The sequence below is a fragment of the Salinigranum salinum genome (assembly GCF_009176545.1).
Classification (GTDB): Archaea; Halobacteriota; Halobacteria; order Halobacteriales; family Haloferacaceae; genus Salinigranum; species Salinigranum salinum.
On sequence record NZ_VTOJ01000002.1, the window covers coordinates 925,732 to 942,776 of the forward strand.

The following is a 17,045-nucleotide window of genomic DNA, read 5'->3' on the forward strand; positions in this document are numbered from 1 at the left end:
CGTCGACATGGATCGTTATAATTCGTTCGGTGAGAGTGAACGACCGGGGAGTTCATAACGTACCCCGCCGTCGATCGGATCATGATCGACTACCAGCTGTGCGATCAGGTGGGACAGATCACCCTCGATCGATCGAGCGCACTCAACGCGTTCACCGCCGAGGGGTGGGACGAGCTGATCGACGCGCTCGAACGGGCCGAGAAAGAGGCCCGAGTCGCGGTGATCCGCGGTCGAGGGAACGTCTTCTGCGTCGGCGAGGACATCGAGTGGCTGGCGTCGCTGGATGATCCGGCCGCCATCGCCGAGTTCGCCGAGACCGTGTACGCGGGCTTCCGGGCGATCGAGACCGCGAGGGTGCCCGTCGTGGCCGCGGTCGACGGCCCGGCGTACGGCGTCGGGGTCGACCTCGTGGGCGCGGCTCACCTCGCCGTGGCAACGAGTGAGGCCCGTTTTGCCCTTCCTGAGACCCGGCTGGGTGCGTACCCGGGCTACGGCCTCGAACGCTACCCGTTCCAGTGTACGCGGAAACAGTTCATGGAACTCGCACTCACGGGCGAACCGATCGACGCGACGACGGCTCTCGAGTGGGGGCTGCTCAACCGTGTCGTCGACCCGGATGCGCTCGACGCTGCCGTCGACGACCTGGTCGGGAGCCTCCTGAAATCACCGCGGCGTCCGCTGGCGGTCGTAACCGGACTGAGCGGTCGAACGCTCCCGAACCCGGGCGAACACGAGCGGATGATGGGGCTGTTCACGTCGCTGTTCCTGGCCCCGGAGTTCCAGGAGGGTGTCGAGGCGTTCAGAGAGAAACGAGACCCCGAGTGGCAACGATAGCCCCCACGAGCCGACCGGAACGTATCAGCCGCGCCCTGAAGCCACACGGAGTGACGATGGACGGACGGTCGTGCGTGCGGTGCGGAGTGACTGCCGAGCAGGGTTCTGGCACACTGCGACGTCGGATCGACTCGACGTCGGCGGAAACCGGCGACGAACTCCCATACTATCCATCCGGAGACCGAGGGCTGGGTGACGATGCCGGACTGCGGCTGGTGTGGGCCACCGTGCCGGATCACTCCGGTCGCCGTCTCGTTCGCCGACGACGAGTTCAGCGGGGACGTCCCAGCGAACGAAGTCTTCTGGGCCGACCACTCCATCGTCACCCTCGCCGGGCACGGTCGTCGATAGACGTCTCTGCATCGCGTGTGAACGGTTCAACCGCTCTCGCCGTGATACTCGGCCGCAAAAGGCGTCCACCGGGCTCGCGGTCGTCTCGTGCGTCACCGCATCCCGCCGCGCTCGGCCCCGTCCCGGACGGTTGAACGTCGTGGTATCCGTACCGACAGCAGGCTTTTGTACCGATGGAGGTGTGTAGATCGTACAGTATGAACTTCGAGACACCACCACTCGTCGAGACGTTCAGCGACCAGCTCGACCGGTTCATCGAACTGGAGGTCGAACCGCTCGAAGCCGAACACGACCAGTTCCTCGGTGAAACCGGCGAACAGTCCCTGCTCGACGCGGACGGTCGCGTGTGTGAGGAGTACCTGTCGGTGATGGACGAGATCCAGCGAGCCTCCGTCGAGGCCGGATTCTACACGATGCACATGCCCGAGTCGGTCGGGGGCGGCGGGTTGAGTCTGCTGGAGTTCACCATGATGATGGAGCACCTCCACGACCGTCACCCGGACGGGTTCCACGAGGACATCGTCGACCTGCTGAGCGTGACGCCGGCGCTGCTTCCCTGTCACGACGACGAGTACCAGCGCGAACGGTTTTTCGATCCGGTGATGGACGCCGAGATGCACCTCTGTTTCGGGCTCACCGAACCCGATCACGGGAGCGACATCACCCACATGGAGACCACCGCCGAACGGGACGGGGACGAGTGGGTGATCGACGGGACGAAGTGTTTCATCACGAACTCGACGTTCGCCGACGCGATCATGGTCCACGCCCGGACGTCGGGCGAGGACGGCGACCCGCGCGGGATCTCGTCGTTCCTCGTCGAGCGCGACAATCCCGGCTGGCAACAGGGCAAGGTCCAGCGGGCGATGGGTGGCGACGTCGGCAGACACGCGTTCAACCACTTCACCGACTGTCGAGTGCCCGCGGAGCAGATGGTCGGTGAGGAGGGTCGAGGGTTCATGGACGCGGCGATGCGACTGGTCGGCTGGACGCGCCTCCACCTGACGGCCAAGTGCGTCGGTCGCGCCCAGTGGCTGTTCGAACAGTGCGTCGACTACGCGAAACAGCGAACCTCCTTCGGGGAGCCGATCGGGACACGGCAGTCGATCAAGAACATGCTTGCCGAACTCCGAACAGACATCGAACAGACCCGGTGGCTCTACCGGCACGCCGCCTGGCGGTACGATCAGGGTGAGAACCCACGGTGGGAGCAGAGCGCCGCGTGGCTTCGGGGTGGGGAGCTCTGGAATCGGGCCGCAGACGTCGCCATTCAGGTCCACGGTGGGGCGGGGTTCTTCCGGTCGCTCCCGTTCGAGGGCGAGTATCGTGCCGCCCGTGCGGCGCGTATCTACGACGGCACGGACGAGATTCAGCGCCGGACCATCGCCAACCAGTTCCTCGACCGCTAGAGCGCCGCATCGCGAACGTCATCGTCGACCCCGCCGGGCGAGTCTCTCGTGTGAGACTGATGTGAGGTCGGTCACACGCCGAGATCGACTGGCGCTCGTGGCGACACGACCGTTCGCTAGAGGAGGGATGGCGGCGAACGAGTGATGGGGGAACGGTTTTGTCGTTCCCTCCTCTCTGAGAGAGCGTTCATGAGCGAACACGTCCACTGCGAACGGACTGAACACGCACACGTCGTCACGATCGACCGCCCGGACAAGCTGAACGCCCTGAACACGGAGATCGAAGACGCCCTGTACGCGGAGTTCGAGCGACTCGCGGAGGAGGACGCGACGGTCGTCGTCATCCGGACCGAGGGCGACGCGTTCATCGCGGGTGCCGACCTGAAGGAGATCAGGGGTATGTCGACCCGCGAGTTCGTCGAGTACCAGAAGAACGCCCGGGAGACGCACGACTACATCGCGACACACCCGGCGGTCGTCATCGCCGCTGTCGACGGGCTCGCGTACGGTGGCGGCTTCGAGATCGCGCTCGCGGCCGACATGATCGTCGCGGGGACGGACGCGACGTTCGCGGTCCCGGAGGTGAAGCTCGGGCTCGTCCCCGGGGGTGGAGCGACCCAGCGTCTCCCCCGACTCGTCGGCAAGAACCGGGCGAAGGAGCTTCTGACCACCGGCAACCCGATCGACGCGGACGAGGCGCGGATGCTCGGCCTGGCCAATCGGGTCGTTCCGACCGAAGAGGTGGACGAGGCCGCGCGGGAGTTGGCGGCCGAGATCGACACGAACGCGCCGCTGGCGGTGAAGGAGGCGAAGCGGCTCGTCAACGAGGGAACCGAGGCGGCGCTCGACACCGGACTCTCGTACGAACAGGAGGTGACGTTCACGCTGTACCAGACGGCCGACGCGGCCGAGGGGATCGACGCGTTCGCGGAGAAGCGCGATCCGGAGTTCACTGGCGAGTGACCGACTGGGCCGGCGTATCCGAGTGCCGTTCCGACCACTCGATCAGTCGCGCGTTTCGACCAGCGTGATGTGCTGTTTACAGACGAAGACGGTCTCGTCGTCCTGGTTCTCGGCGACGTACTCGTAGACGACCTTTCCGTACTCGTCGTTGTACTCCGCTTTCTCCACCACCTCGCGGTGCACGGTGAGCGTGTCGCCGATGAGGGTCGGGGTCGGATACCGCAATCCCTCGTGGCCGTAGGTGAACGACCGCGGGTTCATGTCCGCGACGAGCGCCTCCGCGATGGCGAACACGAGCACACCGTGGGCGATCCGCCCGTCGAACGGCGTGTCCTTCACGACCTCCGTACTCATGTGGTACGGGTGGAAGTCGCCCGAGATGCCGGCGAAGTTGACGACGTCGGCCTCGGTGATCGTTCGCTGTCGTTCGACAGTGTAGGTCTCGCCGACGTCGATCTCCTCGAAGTACCGTTCGGTGTCTTTGGCGGGAGCTTCGGTCGCCATGCCCGTTCCGGGCGCCCGCAGTATTAAAAAAGTGTGGTGCGGCGGATCGGTGACGGCTCACAATCGACCACGAGGACGTCGGGGCCAGTGAGCGTCGGGAGTGGAAGCCCTGAGGAGACGGGGAGTTGCTGTGTGAAACCGTCGGGTGAGACGTGCGATCAGTGCGGTTCGCAACCGTCTAGCACAAGTACTATAACCAATGACTGTGTGCTTCGAGTAGTAGGATCATGCCAACAAATGAGCCTGCGTCCAACGGTGGGAAGCGAAGCGATCGAACAACGACTCGTCGGCCGTTGCTCAAGACCGTCGGGGCTGGACTGCTGGCGACGGGTCTCGCGGGATGTGCAGGCGGCGGTGGTGGTGGGAGCGGAGATGGCGGCAGTAGCGGCGATGGCGGCAGCGGCGACGGTGGCAGTGGTGGCGACGGCGGCAGCGGCGACGGTGGCAGTGGTGGCGACGGCGGCAGCGGTGGGGGAGGCGGCAATGCCGAGGTCTCGATGACGATCGCGAGCGCGTTCGCGGAGAGTCACGTCCTGATCAACGGCGCGGCCAAGCGCTTCAAGGAGATCGTCGAATCGGAGTCCGACGGGAACTTCACCGTCAACATCTCCCCTGGTGGGGCTTACGGTGCCGAGGACGAAATCAGCGAACTCACGGCGGAGGGAGGGGTCGAAGCCCACAGTCAGGGAACGTTCCCGTTCCTGCAGTACGCCCCGGAGTACTTCTTCTTCGCCAACCCGTTCGTCGTGCGGGGTCACGACCACATCCTGGCCCTCCACGAGAGCGACCTGATGGCGCCAGCCTACGACCAACTGATCGAGAACGGAAACCAGCGGGCGGTCGGGAAGATGGTGTACCGCGGCGCCCGGCACCTGTGCACGCGGGAGAGCACCGGCGCGGTGAACACGCCCGAACCGATCCAGGGACTGAACATGCGGGTGCCCGAGATCCCGCCGTGGACGAACATCTGGGCTGCGATCGGGGTGAGTCCAACGCCGATCGCCTGGACCGAAGTGTACAGCGCCCTCCAGACGGGGACCGCCGAGGCACTCGAGGCACCCCCGGGGGCGATCAACTCGGCGAAGCTCTACGAGGTGATCGACTACCTCAACATGACCTCGCACCAGATCACGACCGGGAACATCTACGTGAACGAGGACTTCTACCAGGGCCTCGACGAGAGCTACCAGGAACTCGTCCAGAGTGCCGGAGACACCGCGACCGAGCACGCCAGTCAGATGGCGCGTGAACAGGAGCAGGGTCACCTCGACACCTTCGCCTCCGACTACGACGTCACGATCAACGACCAGACCGAGCGTTCGACGTTCTCGGACGCGGCCCAGCCAGCGATCCAGAAACTGTTCGACAACGAGTGGGCGCACACCTGGGAAGAGGTGAAAAACGTTTAATATCCCCCTGTCGACTACCCGTCAATGGAGATCGACCAGTCGATCGAAATAACGGTCGAGAACGTGTTCGATCGCGTGATCCTGATAGCGGCGACTGGCCTCTTCGCGCTCACCGTTATCCTGACCACGTTGCAGGTAATCGTGAGACAGACACCGTTCCTGCCGTCCGAGTGGTTCATCTGGACGGTGCCGGCCGCACGGTTTCTGCTGATCATCATGACGTACGTCGGTGGTGCCGTCGTGACGCGGAACAACGAACACATCTCGATCAGCCTCATCCTGGACTGGCTCGGGCAGTTCGTCCCCCGGCTTCGGACATCGCTCATGGTCGTCTCCGACGCGATCGTCATCGCGTTCCTCGGGATGGCACTGTACGGGACGTACCTGAGTACGACCGGGAACTGGCGGACGTCGGTCGGCGGCATCTCCGGAATCACGTCAGGGTACATCTACCTCGGGATCGGGCTCGGACTGCTGGCGATGCTCGTCTACGAGGTCGACGACGCCGTCGAGGCGGTCCAGTCGTTGCTCACGGGCGACTGGCAGACGACCACCGACGAGACGGACGACGAGGGCGGGGTGGAAGATGTCTGAACTCCTCTTCGTCGGCGGACTGTTCCTCGGCGTTCTTCTTCTCCTCTACGCAATCGGCGTGCCGGTGGCCATCGCGATGGGGATGAGCTGTATCGTGATGTGGCTCTCCCCGTTCGGCTCAGGCATCAATTTCACGCTGATCAGCACCCGCCTCTTCTTCGGAGTGAACAGCTTCCCGCTGCTGGCGATCCCGTTCTACGTACTCCTCGGACGGTTGATGAACCGCGTCGGGATGACCGAACGGATCTTCGCTTTCGCCGGGGCGATCGTAGGCCACTACCGCGGTGGGATCGCCCACGTCAACATCGTCGCCAGCATGATCTTCTCGGGGATGTCAGGGCTGGCAACCGCGGACGCCGCTGGACTGGGCCGCATCGAGTACACCGCGATGCGCGAACACGGATACGACAAGCAGACCGCGCTCGGTGTGACCGGTTCCTCCGCGCTGATCGGGCCGCTCATTCCCCCGAGCGTCGCGATCATCATCTACGGCGTGCTCGCCGAGGAGTCGATCGGGCAGCTGTTCCTCGGTGGGCTCGTCCCGGGCGTCACCCTCGGGCTCACTCTGATGGTGTTCGTGGTAGTCCTCTCGCGGCTCCGCGGCTTCTCTCCCGATCAGGAGTTCGAGCTCGGTGCGGTCTGGACCACGTTCAAAGACGCGTTCTTCGCGCTACTGACGCCGATCCTGATCATCGGTGGCCTGCTGTCGGGACAGTTCACCGCCACCGAGGCCGGTGCGATCGCGGTCATCTACATCTGTTTCGTCGGCTTCTTCGTCTACCGAGAGCTGACGATCGGCGGTCTGATCGACGAGATGAAGTTCAGCATGATCGAGACGTGCGCGCTCACGTTCATCGTCGCTGTCGCCTCACTGTACGGGCTGGTCGCGCTCCAGCTGCAGCTGCCGCGGCTGCTCGTCGACGGCTTTGCGGGGGTTTCCTCGGACCCGACGATGATCCTGCTCGCCCTGACCGCCCTGTTTCTGGTCGTCGGGACCTTCATGGACACTATCGCCGCGATGACGGTGCTCGTGCCGATCATCATGCCGCTTCTGGGCATCGCCAACATCGATCCGATCCACTTCGGTGTCGTCATGCTGCTGGCGCTACTGCTGGGACTGCTGACGCCGCCGTTCGGGATCGTCCTCTTCGTGCTCGAGAAGGTGACTGACGCCTCGCTCGAAGAGGTGATGAAGGCGGTGCTACCGTACTACATCCCGATCCTGGTCGTGCTGCTCCTCGCGATCTTCTTCCCCGCGATCGTCACGTACGTCCCCTACAATGTAGTGGGATAGCGGGAACCGACCCCCTCGCTGAGTCCCTCCGTCGCCACGTGGTTCCCGTCCGGCAGGAGCGGTCGACACTTATAATTAAATATCGTCCCGGTGTAGCCGGAGACACATGGACCTCTTCACCTCCGACGTTCACTCGCGGGAGTGGGAGTCGCTCGCGCAGCTTCGATCGGCGTTCGAGTGGGACCTCCCCGACTCGCTCAACGCCGCGGATCGCCTCTGTGACCGGTGGGCGCGAACCGACGGCGAGCGAGCGGCCATCTACTACGAGGACGAGACGACCGACCGCGAGGGAGAGCTGACGTTCGCCGAACTCGCGGACGCGACAGACCGGCTCGCGGGGTATCTGCGCGCCGTGGGAGTCGAGCCCGGCGACTTCGTGGCGATCAACGTCGCCCGGAAGCCGGAGACGTTGGTCGGCCACCTCGCCGCCTGGAAGCTCGGTGCCGTCTCGGCACCGTTGAGTGTGCTCTTCGGACCGGAGGCGCTCGCGTATCGACTCGGCGACTGCGAGCCGCCGGTCGCGATCGTGGACGCCGCGAACGTCGAGAACGTCCGGACGGCCGCGGATCGCACGGCCACCGCGGGAACCCGACTCGTCGTGGGCGCCGAGTCGCTCGGGGGCGAGTCGCTCGGAGCCGACGAGCGCGAGTTCTGGTCGGCGGTCGACGCCGCCGAGCCCATCGACAGCCCCGTCGAGACGACGAGTGACGATCCGATGCTCCTGATGTACAGCAGCGGGACGACGGGGCCGCCGAAGGGGATCGTCCAGTGTCACCGGACAGTCGTCGCCCACCTCCCGGGGGCGATCACGAACTACTACAACCTCGACGTGGCGGGTGACGAGGTGTGGTGGACCCCCGCCGAGTGGGCGTGGGGCGCGTTCCTCTCCGTGATGATCGACGCGCTGTTCTTCGGTCGGCCGATCGTGGCCTCCGAGAGCGGTGCGCCGTTCGATCCAGTCCGCGCGTGCGAGGTGCTGGAACGGTTCGAGACCACCCACGCGTTCCTCCCACCGAGCGCGCTCCGGCTGATGCGTCAGTCTAATGTCGGGGACCGCGAGTGGGCGTTCGACACGTTCCGACTCCTGACGAGCGGGGGTGAGTCGCTCGACGGGGAGACGCGGCTCTGGGCGGAGTCGTTCTTCGACGTCACCGTCCACGAGGGGTACGGCTCCACCGAGATGTTCAACCACATCATCGGCGACTGCACGGCGCTCGAGCCGGCGACGCCGGGCTGGATGGGCTACGCGCTGCCCGGCCACCGGATCCAACTGCTCGACCCGGAGACGAGAGCGCCGGTCGACGTGGGCGAGACGGGAGAGATCGCGCTCTCCCGCGACGATCCGACGCTGTTCGAGGAGTACCTCGGCCGGCCGGAGGCGACGGCGGCCGCCTACCACGGGGAGTGGTATCTCACGGGCGACCTCGCCCGGCGGAACGAGGCGGGACAGTTCCAGCACGTCGGCCGGGTGGACGACCTCATCATCTGCTCGGGCTACCGGATCGGTCCGAGCGAGATCGAGAGCGCCCTCACGGGGCACGCAGCCGTCGCGGAGGTCGGCGTCGTCGGCGTCCCGGACGACGAACGGGGGGAGGTCCCCAAGGCATTCGTCGTCCTCGACCCGGAACACGACCCGAGCGATCGGCTCCGGACGGAACTGCAGGACTACGTCCGCGACCGTCTCGCCAGCTACGAGTATCCCCGCGAGATCGCGTTCGTCGCGGCCCTCCCGCGGACGACGACGGGCAAACTCAAGCGGGGCGACCTGACCAATCTCCCCTCGGTCGAGGACGACTGAGTGGAGTCCGCGCCGCAGGATAGAGACGCCGTCGGATAGAGTTATTATCGAGCCGTTAGATGGGTCGAGACGTCATGGCACGACCACTCGACGGCATCACAGTCGCGGACTTCACGCAGATGATGCAGGGCCCGTGGGCCAGCCAGAAGCTGGCGGACATGGGTGCCGACGTGATCAAGATCGAGCGTCTCGGCGGCGAGTGGGAGCGGTTCCTCGAAGCCGGCGGTGAACTGCTCGAGGGGACGAGCCCCTTCTTCCTCGCGATGAACCGCAACAAACGGAGCGTCACGCTCGATCTCAAGTCCGACAGGGGACGGGAGGTCGCGCTCGACATCGTCGAGGGGGCCGACGTGGTCATGGAGAACTTCCGCCCCGGCGTGATGGACCGGTTCGGCCTCGGCTACGACGACGTCACTGAAGTGAACCCCGACGTCGTCTACGTGTCGGGGTCGGGCTTCGGCGCGGACGGTCCCTACGTGGATCGTCCGGGCCAGGACCTGCTCCTCCAGGCGATGAGCGGGCTCGCCTCGTACACCGGCAAGAAGGACGACCCGCCGACACCCGCCGGTACCGCCGTCGTCGACGAACACTCCGCGACGCTCATCGCGCTGAACACCATGTTCGCGCTCTTCCACAGGGAGCGGACGGGCGAGGGACAGAAAGTCGAGGCGAACCTCCTCAACGCCGCGATCGACTTCCAGTGTCAGGAGATCACGGCGGCGCTGAACATGGACCGGGAGTTCGAGCGGAGCGAGGAAGGGATCGCGCAGGCGTGGCTGGGCGGCCCCTACGGGATCTACGAGACGGCCGACGGCTGGATCGCCATCGCGATGGCGCCGATGGAGCAGCTCGCCGACGCCGTCGACGAGCCGGAACTCGCCGCGTACGACACGCCCGAGGCCGCCTTCGAACACCGAGACGAGATCAAACGCCGGCTGGAAGCGCACACACGGGAACACGAGACGGCCGAGCTCCTCGACCGGCTGCTCGCGGCGGACATCTGGGTCGCGGAGGTGAACGACTTCCACGAGATGGCCGCCGATCCGCAGGTCGAGCACAACGAGATGATCGTCGAGATGGAACACCCGGAGGTGGGGACGTTCCGGACCCCTGGCCCGCCGGTGTCGCTCTCGGAGACGCCGGCGGAAGTCACCTCGCCACCGCCACTCGCCGGTGAACACACCGAGGAGGTGCTCGCCGAACTGGGGTACGACCGCGAGACGATCGACGAACTGGCCGAGTCCGGGGTGACTGGACGGCCGGCGTGAGCGGATCGGCAATCGTGAGCGATTCGGACGTCGACGGACGGTCTCCGGCGACGAGAACCGCCGCTCACTCACGGAGACCGTCCGGAAGATGACGTCGCTTCCCGCCCGCGCGAGGGGCTGGAGCGGAAGAGTCCTGTCCGTCCGAGCATGGACGCCGGCCTGGTGGTCTTTCGCCCGACCGTCGTCGACTCACGGGCGAACGACGACCGACCCCGACGGTTTTCGAGCGGCATCCCCCACGTCGTCGTGAACGGCGAGTTCGTGGTCCGTGACGGGGAGTCGACCGGGGCGATGCCCGGGGGGACGATCAGCGTCTGACGACCGACCGACAGACGGAACGGTGCCCCGGCCGACCTACTTGACCTTCCCGCGGGCCTGGACGTCCCACACCGACCGGATCTCGCCGTCGCGGTGGCCGAGAAGCGTGTCGTGGAGGTTGACCGTCGTGCAGACGTGCGGGGGGATGAACTCGACCCGGTCGCCGACAGCGAGATCGCTCGCCCCGTCGAGCGTCAGCCAGCCGTGTTCCTCGGAGGCCCGCTCGTAGGAGAGGTCGTCCCGGTGTTTCGCGATCGGCAGTCGGTCGGTGTCCATCGAGATGGACTTGCTCCCCGCGTCGACGACGGCACGGTCGGCAGCGGGCTTCGAGATGACCGTCGAGAGGACCGTCAGCGCACAGTCCGACCGGTCGAGTTCGTACGAACGGATGGACAGCTCTCCGGTGTCGTTGAAGATGTACATCCCGGGGTTGATCTCGGTGGCGACGGGGTGACGACCGCTGAACTTCGAGGTCGCGGTCCCGCCGACTTTCACCTCCGGCACGGCTACGCCGGCGTCCTCGATCTCGGCGACGGCGACCGCGAGTTCGTCCATCGCCGCCTCACAGCGTCGCTCGAGTTGCGCACGGGAGTCGACACCGGACTTCACGTGCGCCTCGAACGACATCACGCCCCCGAACGCCAGGTTGGGTGCGTCGCGGATGTGTCGGGCCAGTTCGATCGCGTGGTCGCCGGGTTCGACGCCGACGCGACCGTAGCCGATGTCGAGTTCGAGGATCGTCGTGACCACCGCGTCGTGGCGTGCGGCTGCGGACTGGAGCGGGTCGATGTTCCCCCGACAGTCCACGGTCGTCGCGAACGCCGACAGCCGCTCGGAGAGCCACACGAGGCGGTCGAGCTTCGACGGTTCGACGACCATGTACGACAGGTAGATGTCGTCGATGCCGCTCGTGGCCATCACTTCGGCTTCCCCGAGCGTCTGACAGACGATACCCCCGCCCCCGGACCGTCGGTGCTGCATGTGTGCGAGCTCCGGGATCTTGTGCGTCTTCACGTGTGAGCGGAGGGTGACGTCGTGTTCGCGGGCGAAGGTGACGTAGTCGTCGACGTTGCGGTCGACGGCGTCGAGGTCGACGAGCACCGCGGGCGTCTCGATACCGTCGACGGGGTCGAACAGGCTGGGTCCCGCGTCGCCGGGTGTCCGAACTGTCATACCACCACATTCCGGGGACCCCTAATAACTCTGGCCGGCCCACGACGGTCGTGTTAAGTTAGGAACGAGGCGGTCGATGTTCGAATGATCTATGCCCGAAACCGACCGCCTCAACGTGTGTACCGAGTGGATCGACTTGGAGTTTGTGGAGCGAGAGCGGACACCCCGACCTGCGATTCAAGTGGGTATTCAGCTCCACCTCGCCGGATTGTCGCTCTCGAATACCAAACAACATCTTGAGAGGTTGGGTGTCGGGCGGAGTCGAACCGCGATTCACGACTGGGTGCGGAAGGCCGATCTACAGCCCGACAGCGACGTCGAGCCGGATCAGATTGCGGTCGACGAGACGCTGATCCGCGTCAACGGCCAGCGTCACTGGCTGTTCGCCGCGGTCGATCCTGAGTCAAACCAATTCCTCCACGTTCGGCTGTTTCAGACACGAACGACGCAACTCACCGTGCTGTTTCTTCGCGAACTTCGAGAGAAACAGCAGCTGTCGAACGTCACGTTTCTCGTCGACGACGCCGCTCATCTCAAAGCTGCACTCGACCGACTCGGCCTCCGATTTCGCGTGTGCCGACGTGGAAATCGAAACGCTGTCGAACGTGTCTTTCGTGAAGTAAAACGACGAACCTCTTCGTTCTCAAATACGTTCTCGAACGCGCAGTTACCGACCGCGGAATCGTGGCTGCAAGCCTTCGCCGTCTGGTGGAACCGATGCTAAAGCTAACACGAGGCCACGACCGGGATTTCCGACAAGCTCACGACCGAGATTCCCGGCAAGCCCGCGACCGAGGTCCCTGGTCAGCACGCGGTCGATGGCGTGACCCTGTCGTCCCACGGAACGACACCGTACGTTAGCGAGCATACCGCAGAGGCCCTCACCGAACTGGGCTCTCCGAAACCACCTCCGCGAACGAGTCGAACACGTCGCCTCGCGCCCCGCGTCCCAGTCGGTCGTTCACCGTAATGGGTCGTCGGTGACACCTGGCTATGTGGTGACCGATACGGTGTTCCCGAGAGAGGAACGACGTATCGAACCGTGGTACCGAACGCAGTACAGAGCAGAAGACTCGAAACGAAGAGATTACTCGGCAACGGTAACCGGGAGATCGTGTTTCTGTCAACTATTTGTATCTATGCTGACCAGAATGTGACAGTCGTCACCCGTCGCAGTCCGGCCCGACGCCGTTCGTGAGACGGGAACGACACGATCGCGCTGCCGGATCGGTCGAGTGATCGATCCACGGTCGGGTCGGGAACGAGCGTGACCGAAGTGTTCGCCGATCGCGGTGCTCCTCGTTCGTGCACGTTCCCACTTCGACAGCGGATCACTGGCTCTGCGGTGGTCGTCCGGCGATCTCGCTCCTCCGGAGTCGAACCCCCCGGCACGTATCTCGACCGCTCGCGTTCGTGTGAACCCTGCATTACATCTATACCTCTGTAATCTTCAGGGTGCCAGCGTCGGTCCGAGGTCGGCACGGGGAGCTTCGATCCGATCACTCCGTCTAGTAAACGCTCCCTATGCGAGTTTCACGGGGTACCTACTCCTCGCAACGGACCATTTCTTCGGACGACTCCGTGAGACAGAGACCCTCGTACTCTCGGTACACGCAAACGCGGTGTCTACCCGTGTGAATCCCTCACACGGCTACAAAACAGTTCATTAACACGAATCAACGGGAGTCAAACGGTTCGGACGAGCCGGGTCGCGTGGGAGGAATCGGCCGTAACGGACGTATAACTCGGTCTCCGTCCACTGGGAGCGGGTGCGAGACCCGGCGTCAGGACCCGCGGAGGTGCTGTATCGCCGCGGCACCGCTGAAGAGCACGAGTACGGCACCGCCCAGCCAGAACGGGGAGAGACTGCTCAGTAGTGGGACGCCAGCGACGACAGCGATCAGAAGGACGAGACTCAGTCCCGAGAGACCGAGGTAGATCACGCTCTGGGGGACGCTGTGCTCCGAGACGACGTCGAGGTGGAGGCTGAACTCGGCGAGCTGGTCGGAGGGCGTGATGAGGCCCTGTTCTTTGTCGAACTCCACGACGCCGACGTCGTCCATCCGCGGGAGATGCGTCTGCTGGAGCGACGTGTAGACGCGCTTTCGTTCGGCGGTCGTCACTTCCTCGACAGTCGTATCGTTCTCGCGCGCAGCCACGCGGCGCGCGAGCGTGTCGAGGGACGTCGGTTCCTGGTGCTGTCGGAGGTAGTCGATGACGTACCTGCGTCGGCAGTTGCCGAGCAGGTCGTACAGTTCCTCGCGCTCGACGGTCGGTTCGTGGTCTGGCGCCTGAGGTTCCTGGGAAACGGTCGACTCCAGGACGCTACTCATGTGTACTCTCCGGCTGGATCGTCGGTTGATCGGATGCGTCTCCGTTCGTCCTGTGTCATATCCTGTCGAGACTCGCGTTCGTTCGTGCGTTCATTCTGGCGGTACCCCTCCGTGTCCGAGCCGACTCCGTCGCTGGTGAACGTGGTGGACGACCGACGACGAGGCGAACAGTGCGACCACGAACCCCAGCCAGACGAGTGGTTGCAGTTCGGTAAGTGGATACACGCCCGCCCACGCGGCGCCGAGGAAGCCGGCGCTGAGCGCGGCGACGCCGACGTAGTACGTCGACCACTGGATGTCCTGTTCGGGGACGAGTTCGACGTAGATGTCGACGTCCGCGGCTTCGTCGGTCAGCTCTACCACGCTGTTCTCGTCGTCGAAGTCGATCATCCCGGCGTCTTCGAGGGTCGGGAGGTGACTCTGTAACAGCGAGATGTAGACTCGCTTGCGATCGTCCGCGGCAACCTCGACGGCGGGAGTGTCGGTCTCCCAGGCGGCGATCTGTTCGGCGAGGTCGCCGACTGAGACGACCTCCTCACGCTGTTTCAGGTAGTGGAGCGCGTAGCGTCGTCGCTTGTTCCGGAGAACCCTGAAGATGGCTTCCTCGTCGAGCGGTTCGGGGCCCACTGACGCTCGGAGTGGTGATAGCCACGCGGTTCCCATCACGAACATGGTATTCGATTGATGCGTAATAAGTAAATGCGGGTTACGCCCATGAGAGTGACTCACAATGGGAACGGAGGTCAGTTCTGGCCGTCGTTAGGGATCGTTAAGGACGTGTTGTGTGGATCAGTGGCCCCCGCTGGGCTCTCCTAACGAACTGCGTTCCCCGTCTAACCGTCTTCGTCCCTCGGCTAACTTCCCTCCACGCCGCGCTAACTTGGCACCCAGGAGTCCTAATTTCCACAACAGGTCAATTCATACGGGGGTAGGGATGTAGTGGAATGATACGACGGTCGGTCGGGCTGAGACGACGACTAGGTCGGTCGGAACACGGGAAAACTACGAACCCGACGGCGAAACAACCAGAACCCAACTATGTCCAAAGAAGACGACAGAGGCCAGTTCGATTTCTCGCGGCGCAAGCTCCTCGGCTCCGTGGCGACACTCGGGGCCGCAGGCGCACTTGGCGGCGCGGGAACGATGGCCTTCTTCAGCGATAGCGAAGACTTCGCGAACAACACGCTCACCGCCGGTGAACTCGACCTCAAGGTCGACTGGGAGGAGCACTACTCCGACTGGTCGGAGGACGAAGACGACGGTCTGAACGGCAGCACTCTCGACATCCAGATGTCTGACCCGGGTAGCAGCGATTACACTCCGCTTCCGGATCCACAGAATCCGCTTATCTGGGTGGCCAATGGCGACCTCGGTCAGTTCATGGATAACACGTCGATCGAGGCGTACCCAGACGTGAACGACGACGGTGTCCAGGATCCGTTCGGTGAGACGACCGACGGCGTTGACGTGGGTGACATCTGTGTCGATGGCGCGGATACCCCAGAAGCGCTCGATTCTGATTTCCGGACCGAAGGGAGCCGCGGTGAGCCGCTCATCAACCTGATGGACGTGAAACCCGGTGACTTCGGTGAACTCACGCTGAGCTTCCACCTCTGTAACAACCCCGGGTACGTCTGGTTGACAGGCGCACCCGTGAGTGCAGCGGAGAACGGACATACCGAACCCGAAGCGAAAGACGATCAAGAGGAAGGTCCCGCGGACGAGGAAGCGACCGGTCAGGCCGTTCTCGACTCTGACGTCGAGCTACTCGACGAAATCCAAACCACGTGGTGGTACGACGACGGCGACAACGTCTTGGATCCGGGCGGCACCGTGGAAGGTCAGTCGGCGGACGTCATGATTGTCTTCGACCGCTCCGGGTCGATGACTAACCAGGCGAACAAGTTCCAGAACGCGAAGGACGGGGCGAAGGCACTCGTGGACGCGCTGGGTCCCAACGCAAACGTCGGTCTCGTCTCCTTCGCCAACACTGCCACTGTCGACGAGCCTCTGGGAACGGCTGGGTCCACCGTCAAGAGCACTATTGATGGTCTCAGTGCTAGTGGATCGACCAATATCAATGACGCTATTCAGGATGCGGCGTCTCAACTTAGCGGTGGGTCCGGAGATGAAAAGTACATGGTCCTGCTCAGCAACGGTGGGGCCAATGTGGGTGGCGATCCCCGTCCTGCGGCGAATAGCTTCAAGTCAAACCCTGACAGCACGCTCATCGGTATCGCCTACGGAACCGGTGCGAACGAGTCTCTGATCGAAGACCTTTCGAGCCCGCCGAAGAACAACAATGGTTCCGTTGATGCCGGAGACGCGAACGCCTTCTTCGGCAGCATCTCCACCATCCAGGACGTCTTCGACGACATCGGTGCCATCATCGCCGCACCGGGCGAGGAAGTCATCTTCCGTGGGTCGTTGCGGGATTCCCTGGACGCACTCTCCAGTGGGAACGGCATCCCACTCGACGGCGATCTGGAAACGTCGTTCGATGAGATCGATGGGGCGGAAGATGCCGACGCACGCGAGTGCTTCGTGGCGAGTAACGACTACTACATCGGCTTCGCGTGGTACCTGCCGGTCGACCACGCCAACGAGATCCAGGGTGACTCGGTGAGCTTCGACCTCGGCTTCTACACCGAGCAGTGCCGCCACAACGACGGTATCGCCAACATGCCAAACAGCTAATCTCCCTTCGACATATCCCTCTCTGACTCTCGACTCACGCGGGTGCACGACGCGCGGTCACTTGACCGCACTACGGCGGTTCGACTCCGCCGGTGGGTTC

At 64.2% G+C, this 17,045-nt stretch carries 15 protein-coding genes; 11 read left to right on the forward strand and 4 right to left on the reverse strand.

Annotation, left to right across the window (positions count from 1 at the left end; genetic code table 11):
* Window positions 1–81 precede the first annotated feature (81 nt).
* The 3 genes from FZP69_RS16085 to FZP69_RS16095 all read left to right on the forward strand — a co-directional run bounded on the left by FZP69_RS16085 (window position 82) and on the right by FZP69_RS16095 (window position 3,557).
* Window positions 82–834: an enoyl-CoA hydratase/isomerase family protein gene (locus FZP69_RS16085; RefSeq protein WP_152042400.1), complete on the forward strand. Its 753-nt coding sequence runs from the start codon at window positions 82–84 to the stop codon at window positions 832–834.
* A gap of 548 nt (window positions 835–1,382) precedes the next feature.
* Complete coding sequence (locus FZP69_RS16090; RefSeq protein WP_152042401.1) at window positions 1,383–2,594, forward strand: acyl-CoA dehydrogenase family protein; 1,212 nt, start codon at window positions 1,383–1,385, stop codon at window positions 2,592–2,594.
* A gap of 189 nt (window positions 2,595–2,783) precedes the next feature.
* On the forward strand, window positions 2,784–3,557 hold the full coding sequence (locus FZP69_RS16095; protein WP_192918613.1) for an enoyl-CoA hydratase/isomerase family protein: 774 nt from the start codon (window positions 2,784–2,786) through the stop codon (window positions 3,555–3,557).
* Between the two features lie 42 nt (window positions 3,558–3,599).
* On the opposite strand, the gene FZP69_RS16100 is transcribed toward FZP69_RS16095, so the two are convergent.
* A complete protein-coding gene (locus FZP69_RS16100) occupies window positions 3,600–4,061 on the reverse strand; it encodes a MaoC family dehydratase (protein WP_152042403.1) in 462 nt (153 codons plus the stop codon).
* A gap of 293 nt (window positions 4,062–4,354) precedes the next feature.
* On the opposite strand from FZP69_RS16100, the gene FZP69_RS16110 reads away from it, so the two are divergent.
* The 6 genes from FZP69_RS16110 to FZP69_RS22685 all read left to right on the forward strand — a co-directional run bounded on the left by FZP69_RS16110 (window position 4,355) and on the right by FZP69_RS22685 (window position 10,742).
* Entirely contained in the window at window positions 4,355–5,470 is a 1,116-nt protein-coding gene (locus FZP69_RS16110) for a TRAP transporter substrate-binding protein (protein ID WP_204960048.1), read from the forward strand.
* A 24-nt stretch (window positions 5,471–5,494) separates the two neighbouring features.
* Entirely contained in the window at window positions 5,495–6,064 is a 570-nt protein-coding gene (locus tag FZP69_RS16115; protein WP_152042405.1) for a TRAP transporter small permease, read from the forward strand.
* A complete protein-coding gene (locus FZP69_RS16120; protein ID WP_152042406.1) occupies window positions 6,057–7,358 on the forward strand; it encodes a TRAP transporter large permease in 1,302 nt (433 codons plus the stop codon). The genes FZP69_RS16115 and FZP69_RS16120 overlap by 8 nt, the downstream gene beginning before the upstream one ends.
* A gap of 106 nt (window positions 7,359–7,464) precedes the next feature.
* Window positions 7,465–9,156 carry an acyl-CoA synthetase gene (locus tag FZP69_RS16125; protein WP_152042407.1) on the forward strand — a complete coding sequence of 564 codons (1,692 nt, stop codon included), beginning with the start codon at window positions 7,465–7,467 and terminating at the stop codon, window positions 9,154–9,156.
* 74 nt (window positions 9,157–9,230) lie between these two features.
* Window positions 9,231–10,424 carry a CaiB/BaiF CoA transferase family protein gene (locus FZP69_RS16130; RefSeq protein ID WP_152042408.1) on the forward strand — a complete coding sequence of 398 codons (1,194 nt, stop codon included), beginning with the start codon at window positions 9,231–9,233 and terminating at the stop codon, window positions 10,422–10,424.
* A gap of 162 nt (window positions 10,425–10,586) precedes the next feature.
* Window positions 10,587–10,742 carry a hypothetical protein gene (locus FZP69_RS22685; protein WP_192918614.1) on the forward strand — a complete coding sequence of 52 codons (156 nt, stop codon included), beginning with the start codon at window positions 10,587–10,589 and terminating at the stop codon, window positions 10,740–10,742.
* A gap of 36 nt (window positions 10,743–10,778) precedes the next feature.
* Here FZP69_RS22685 and FZP69_RS16135 read toward each other — a convergent pair whose 3' ends face one another.
* A complete protein-coding gene (locus FZP69_RS16135; RefSeq protein WP_152042409.1) occupies window positions 10,779–11,915 on the reverse strand; it encodes an alanine racemase in 1,137 nt (378 codons plus the stop codon).
* A gap of 91 nt (window positions 11,916–12,006) precedes the next feature.
* Here FZP69_RS16135 and FZP69_RS16140 point away from each other — a divergent pair, with 91 nt between their 5' ends.
* Window positions 12,007–12,639: an IS6 family transposase gene (locus FZP69_RS16140; protein WP_152042410.1), complete on the forward strand. Its 633-nt coding sequence runs from the start codon at window positions 12,007–12,009 to the stop codon at window positions 12,637–12,639.
* A gap of 1,060 nt (window positions 12,640–13,699) precedes the next feature.
* Here the strand turns inward: FZP69_RS16140 and FZP69_RS16145 are convergent.
* Together FZP69_RS16145 and FZP69_RS16150 are read right to left on the reverse strand one after the other, a co-directional pair.
* A complete protein-coding gene (locus FZP69_RS16145) occupies window positions 13,700–14,248 on the reverse strand; it encodes a DUF7344 domain-containing protein (protein ID WP_152042411.1) in 549 nt (182 codons plus the stop codon).
* A 90-nt stretch (window positions 14,249–14,338) separates the two neighbouring features.
* Window positions 14,339–14,911 (reverse strand): DUF7344 domain-containing protein, encoded by a 573-nt coding sequence (locus FZP69_RS16150; protein WP_192918615.1) that lies wholly within the window; start codon window positions 14,909–14,911, stop codon window positions 14,339–14,341.
* A gap of 375 nt (window positions 14,912–15,286) precedes the next feature.
* Here FZP69_RS16150 and FZP69_RS16155 point away from each other — a divergent pair, with 375 nt between their 5' ends.
* Window positions 15,287–16,945 carry a vWA domain-containing protein gene (locus FZP69_RS16155; RefSeq protein WP_152042413.1) on the forward strand — a complete coding sequence of 553 codons (1,659 nt, stop codon included), beginning with the start codon at window positions 15,287–15,289 and terminating at the stop codon, window positions 16,943–16,945.
* The last annotated feature ends 100 nt before the right edge of the window (window positions 16,946–17,045 follow it).

Coding starts and splice junctions, on each gene's coding strand:
- FZP69_RS16130 (WP_152042408.1), top strand. CDS start 9,231: ATGGCACGACCACTCGACGGCATCACAGTCGCGGACTTCACGCAGATG.
- FZP69_RS16155 (WP_152042413.1), top strand. CDS start 15,287: ATGTCCAAAGAAGACGACAGAGGCCAGTTCGATTTCTCGCGGCGCAAG.
- FZP69_RS16115 (WP_152042405.1), top strand. CDS start 5,495: ATGGAGATCGACCAGTCGATCGAAATAACGGTCGAGAACGTGTTCGAT.
- FZP69_RS16150 (WP_192918615.1), bottom strand. CDS start 14,911: ATGGGAACCGCGTGGCTATCACCACTCCGAGCGTCAGTGGGCCCCGAA.
- FZP69_RS16120 (WP_152042406.1), top strand. CDS start 6,057: ATGTCTGAACTCCTCTTCGTCGGCGGACTGTTCCTCGGCGTTCTTCTT.
- FZP69_RS16125 (WP_152042407.1), top strand. CDS start 7,465: ATGGACCTCTTCACCTCCGACGTTCACTCGCGGGAGTGGGAGTCGCTC.
- FZP69_RS16085 (WP_152042400.1), top strand. CDS start 82: ATGATCGACTACCAGCTGTGCGATCAGGTGGGACAGATCACCCTCGAT.
- FZP69_RS16135 (WP_152042409.1), bottom strand. CDS start 11,915: ATGACAGTTCGGACACCCGGCGACGCGGGACCCAGCCTGTTCGACCCC.
- FZP69_RS16145 (WP_152042411.1), bottom strand. CDS start 14,248: ATGAGTAGCGTCCTGGAGTCGACCGTTTCCCAGGAACCTCAGGCGCCA.
- FZP69_RS16100 (WP_152042403.1), bottom strand. CDS start 4,061: ATGGCGACCGAAGCTCCCGCCAAAGACACCGAACGGTACTTCGAGGAG.
- FZP69_RS16140 (WP_152042410.1), top strand. CDS start 12,007: ATGCCCGAAACCGACCGCCTCAACGTGTGTACCGAGTGGATCGACTTG.
- FZP69_RS16095 (WP_192918613.1), top strand. CDS start 2,784: ATGAGCGAACACGTCCACTGCGAACGGACTGAACACGCACACGTCGTC.
- FZP69_RS16090 (WP_152042401.1), top strand. CDS start 1,383: ATGAACTTCGAGACACCACCACTCGTCGAGACGTTCAGCGACCAGCTC.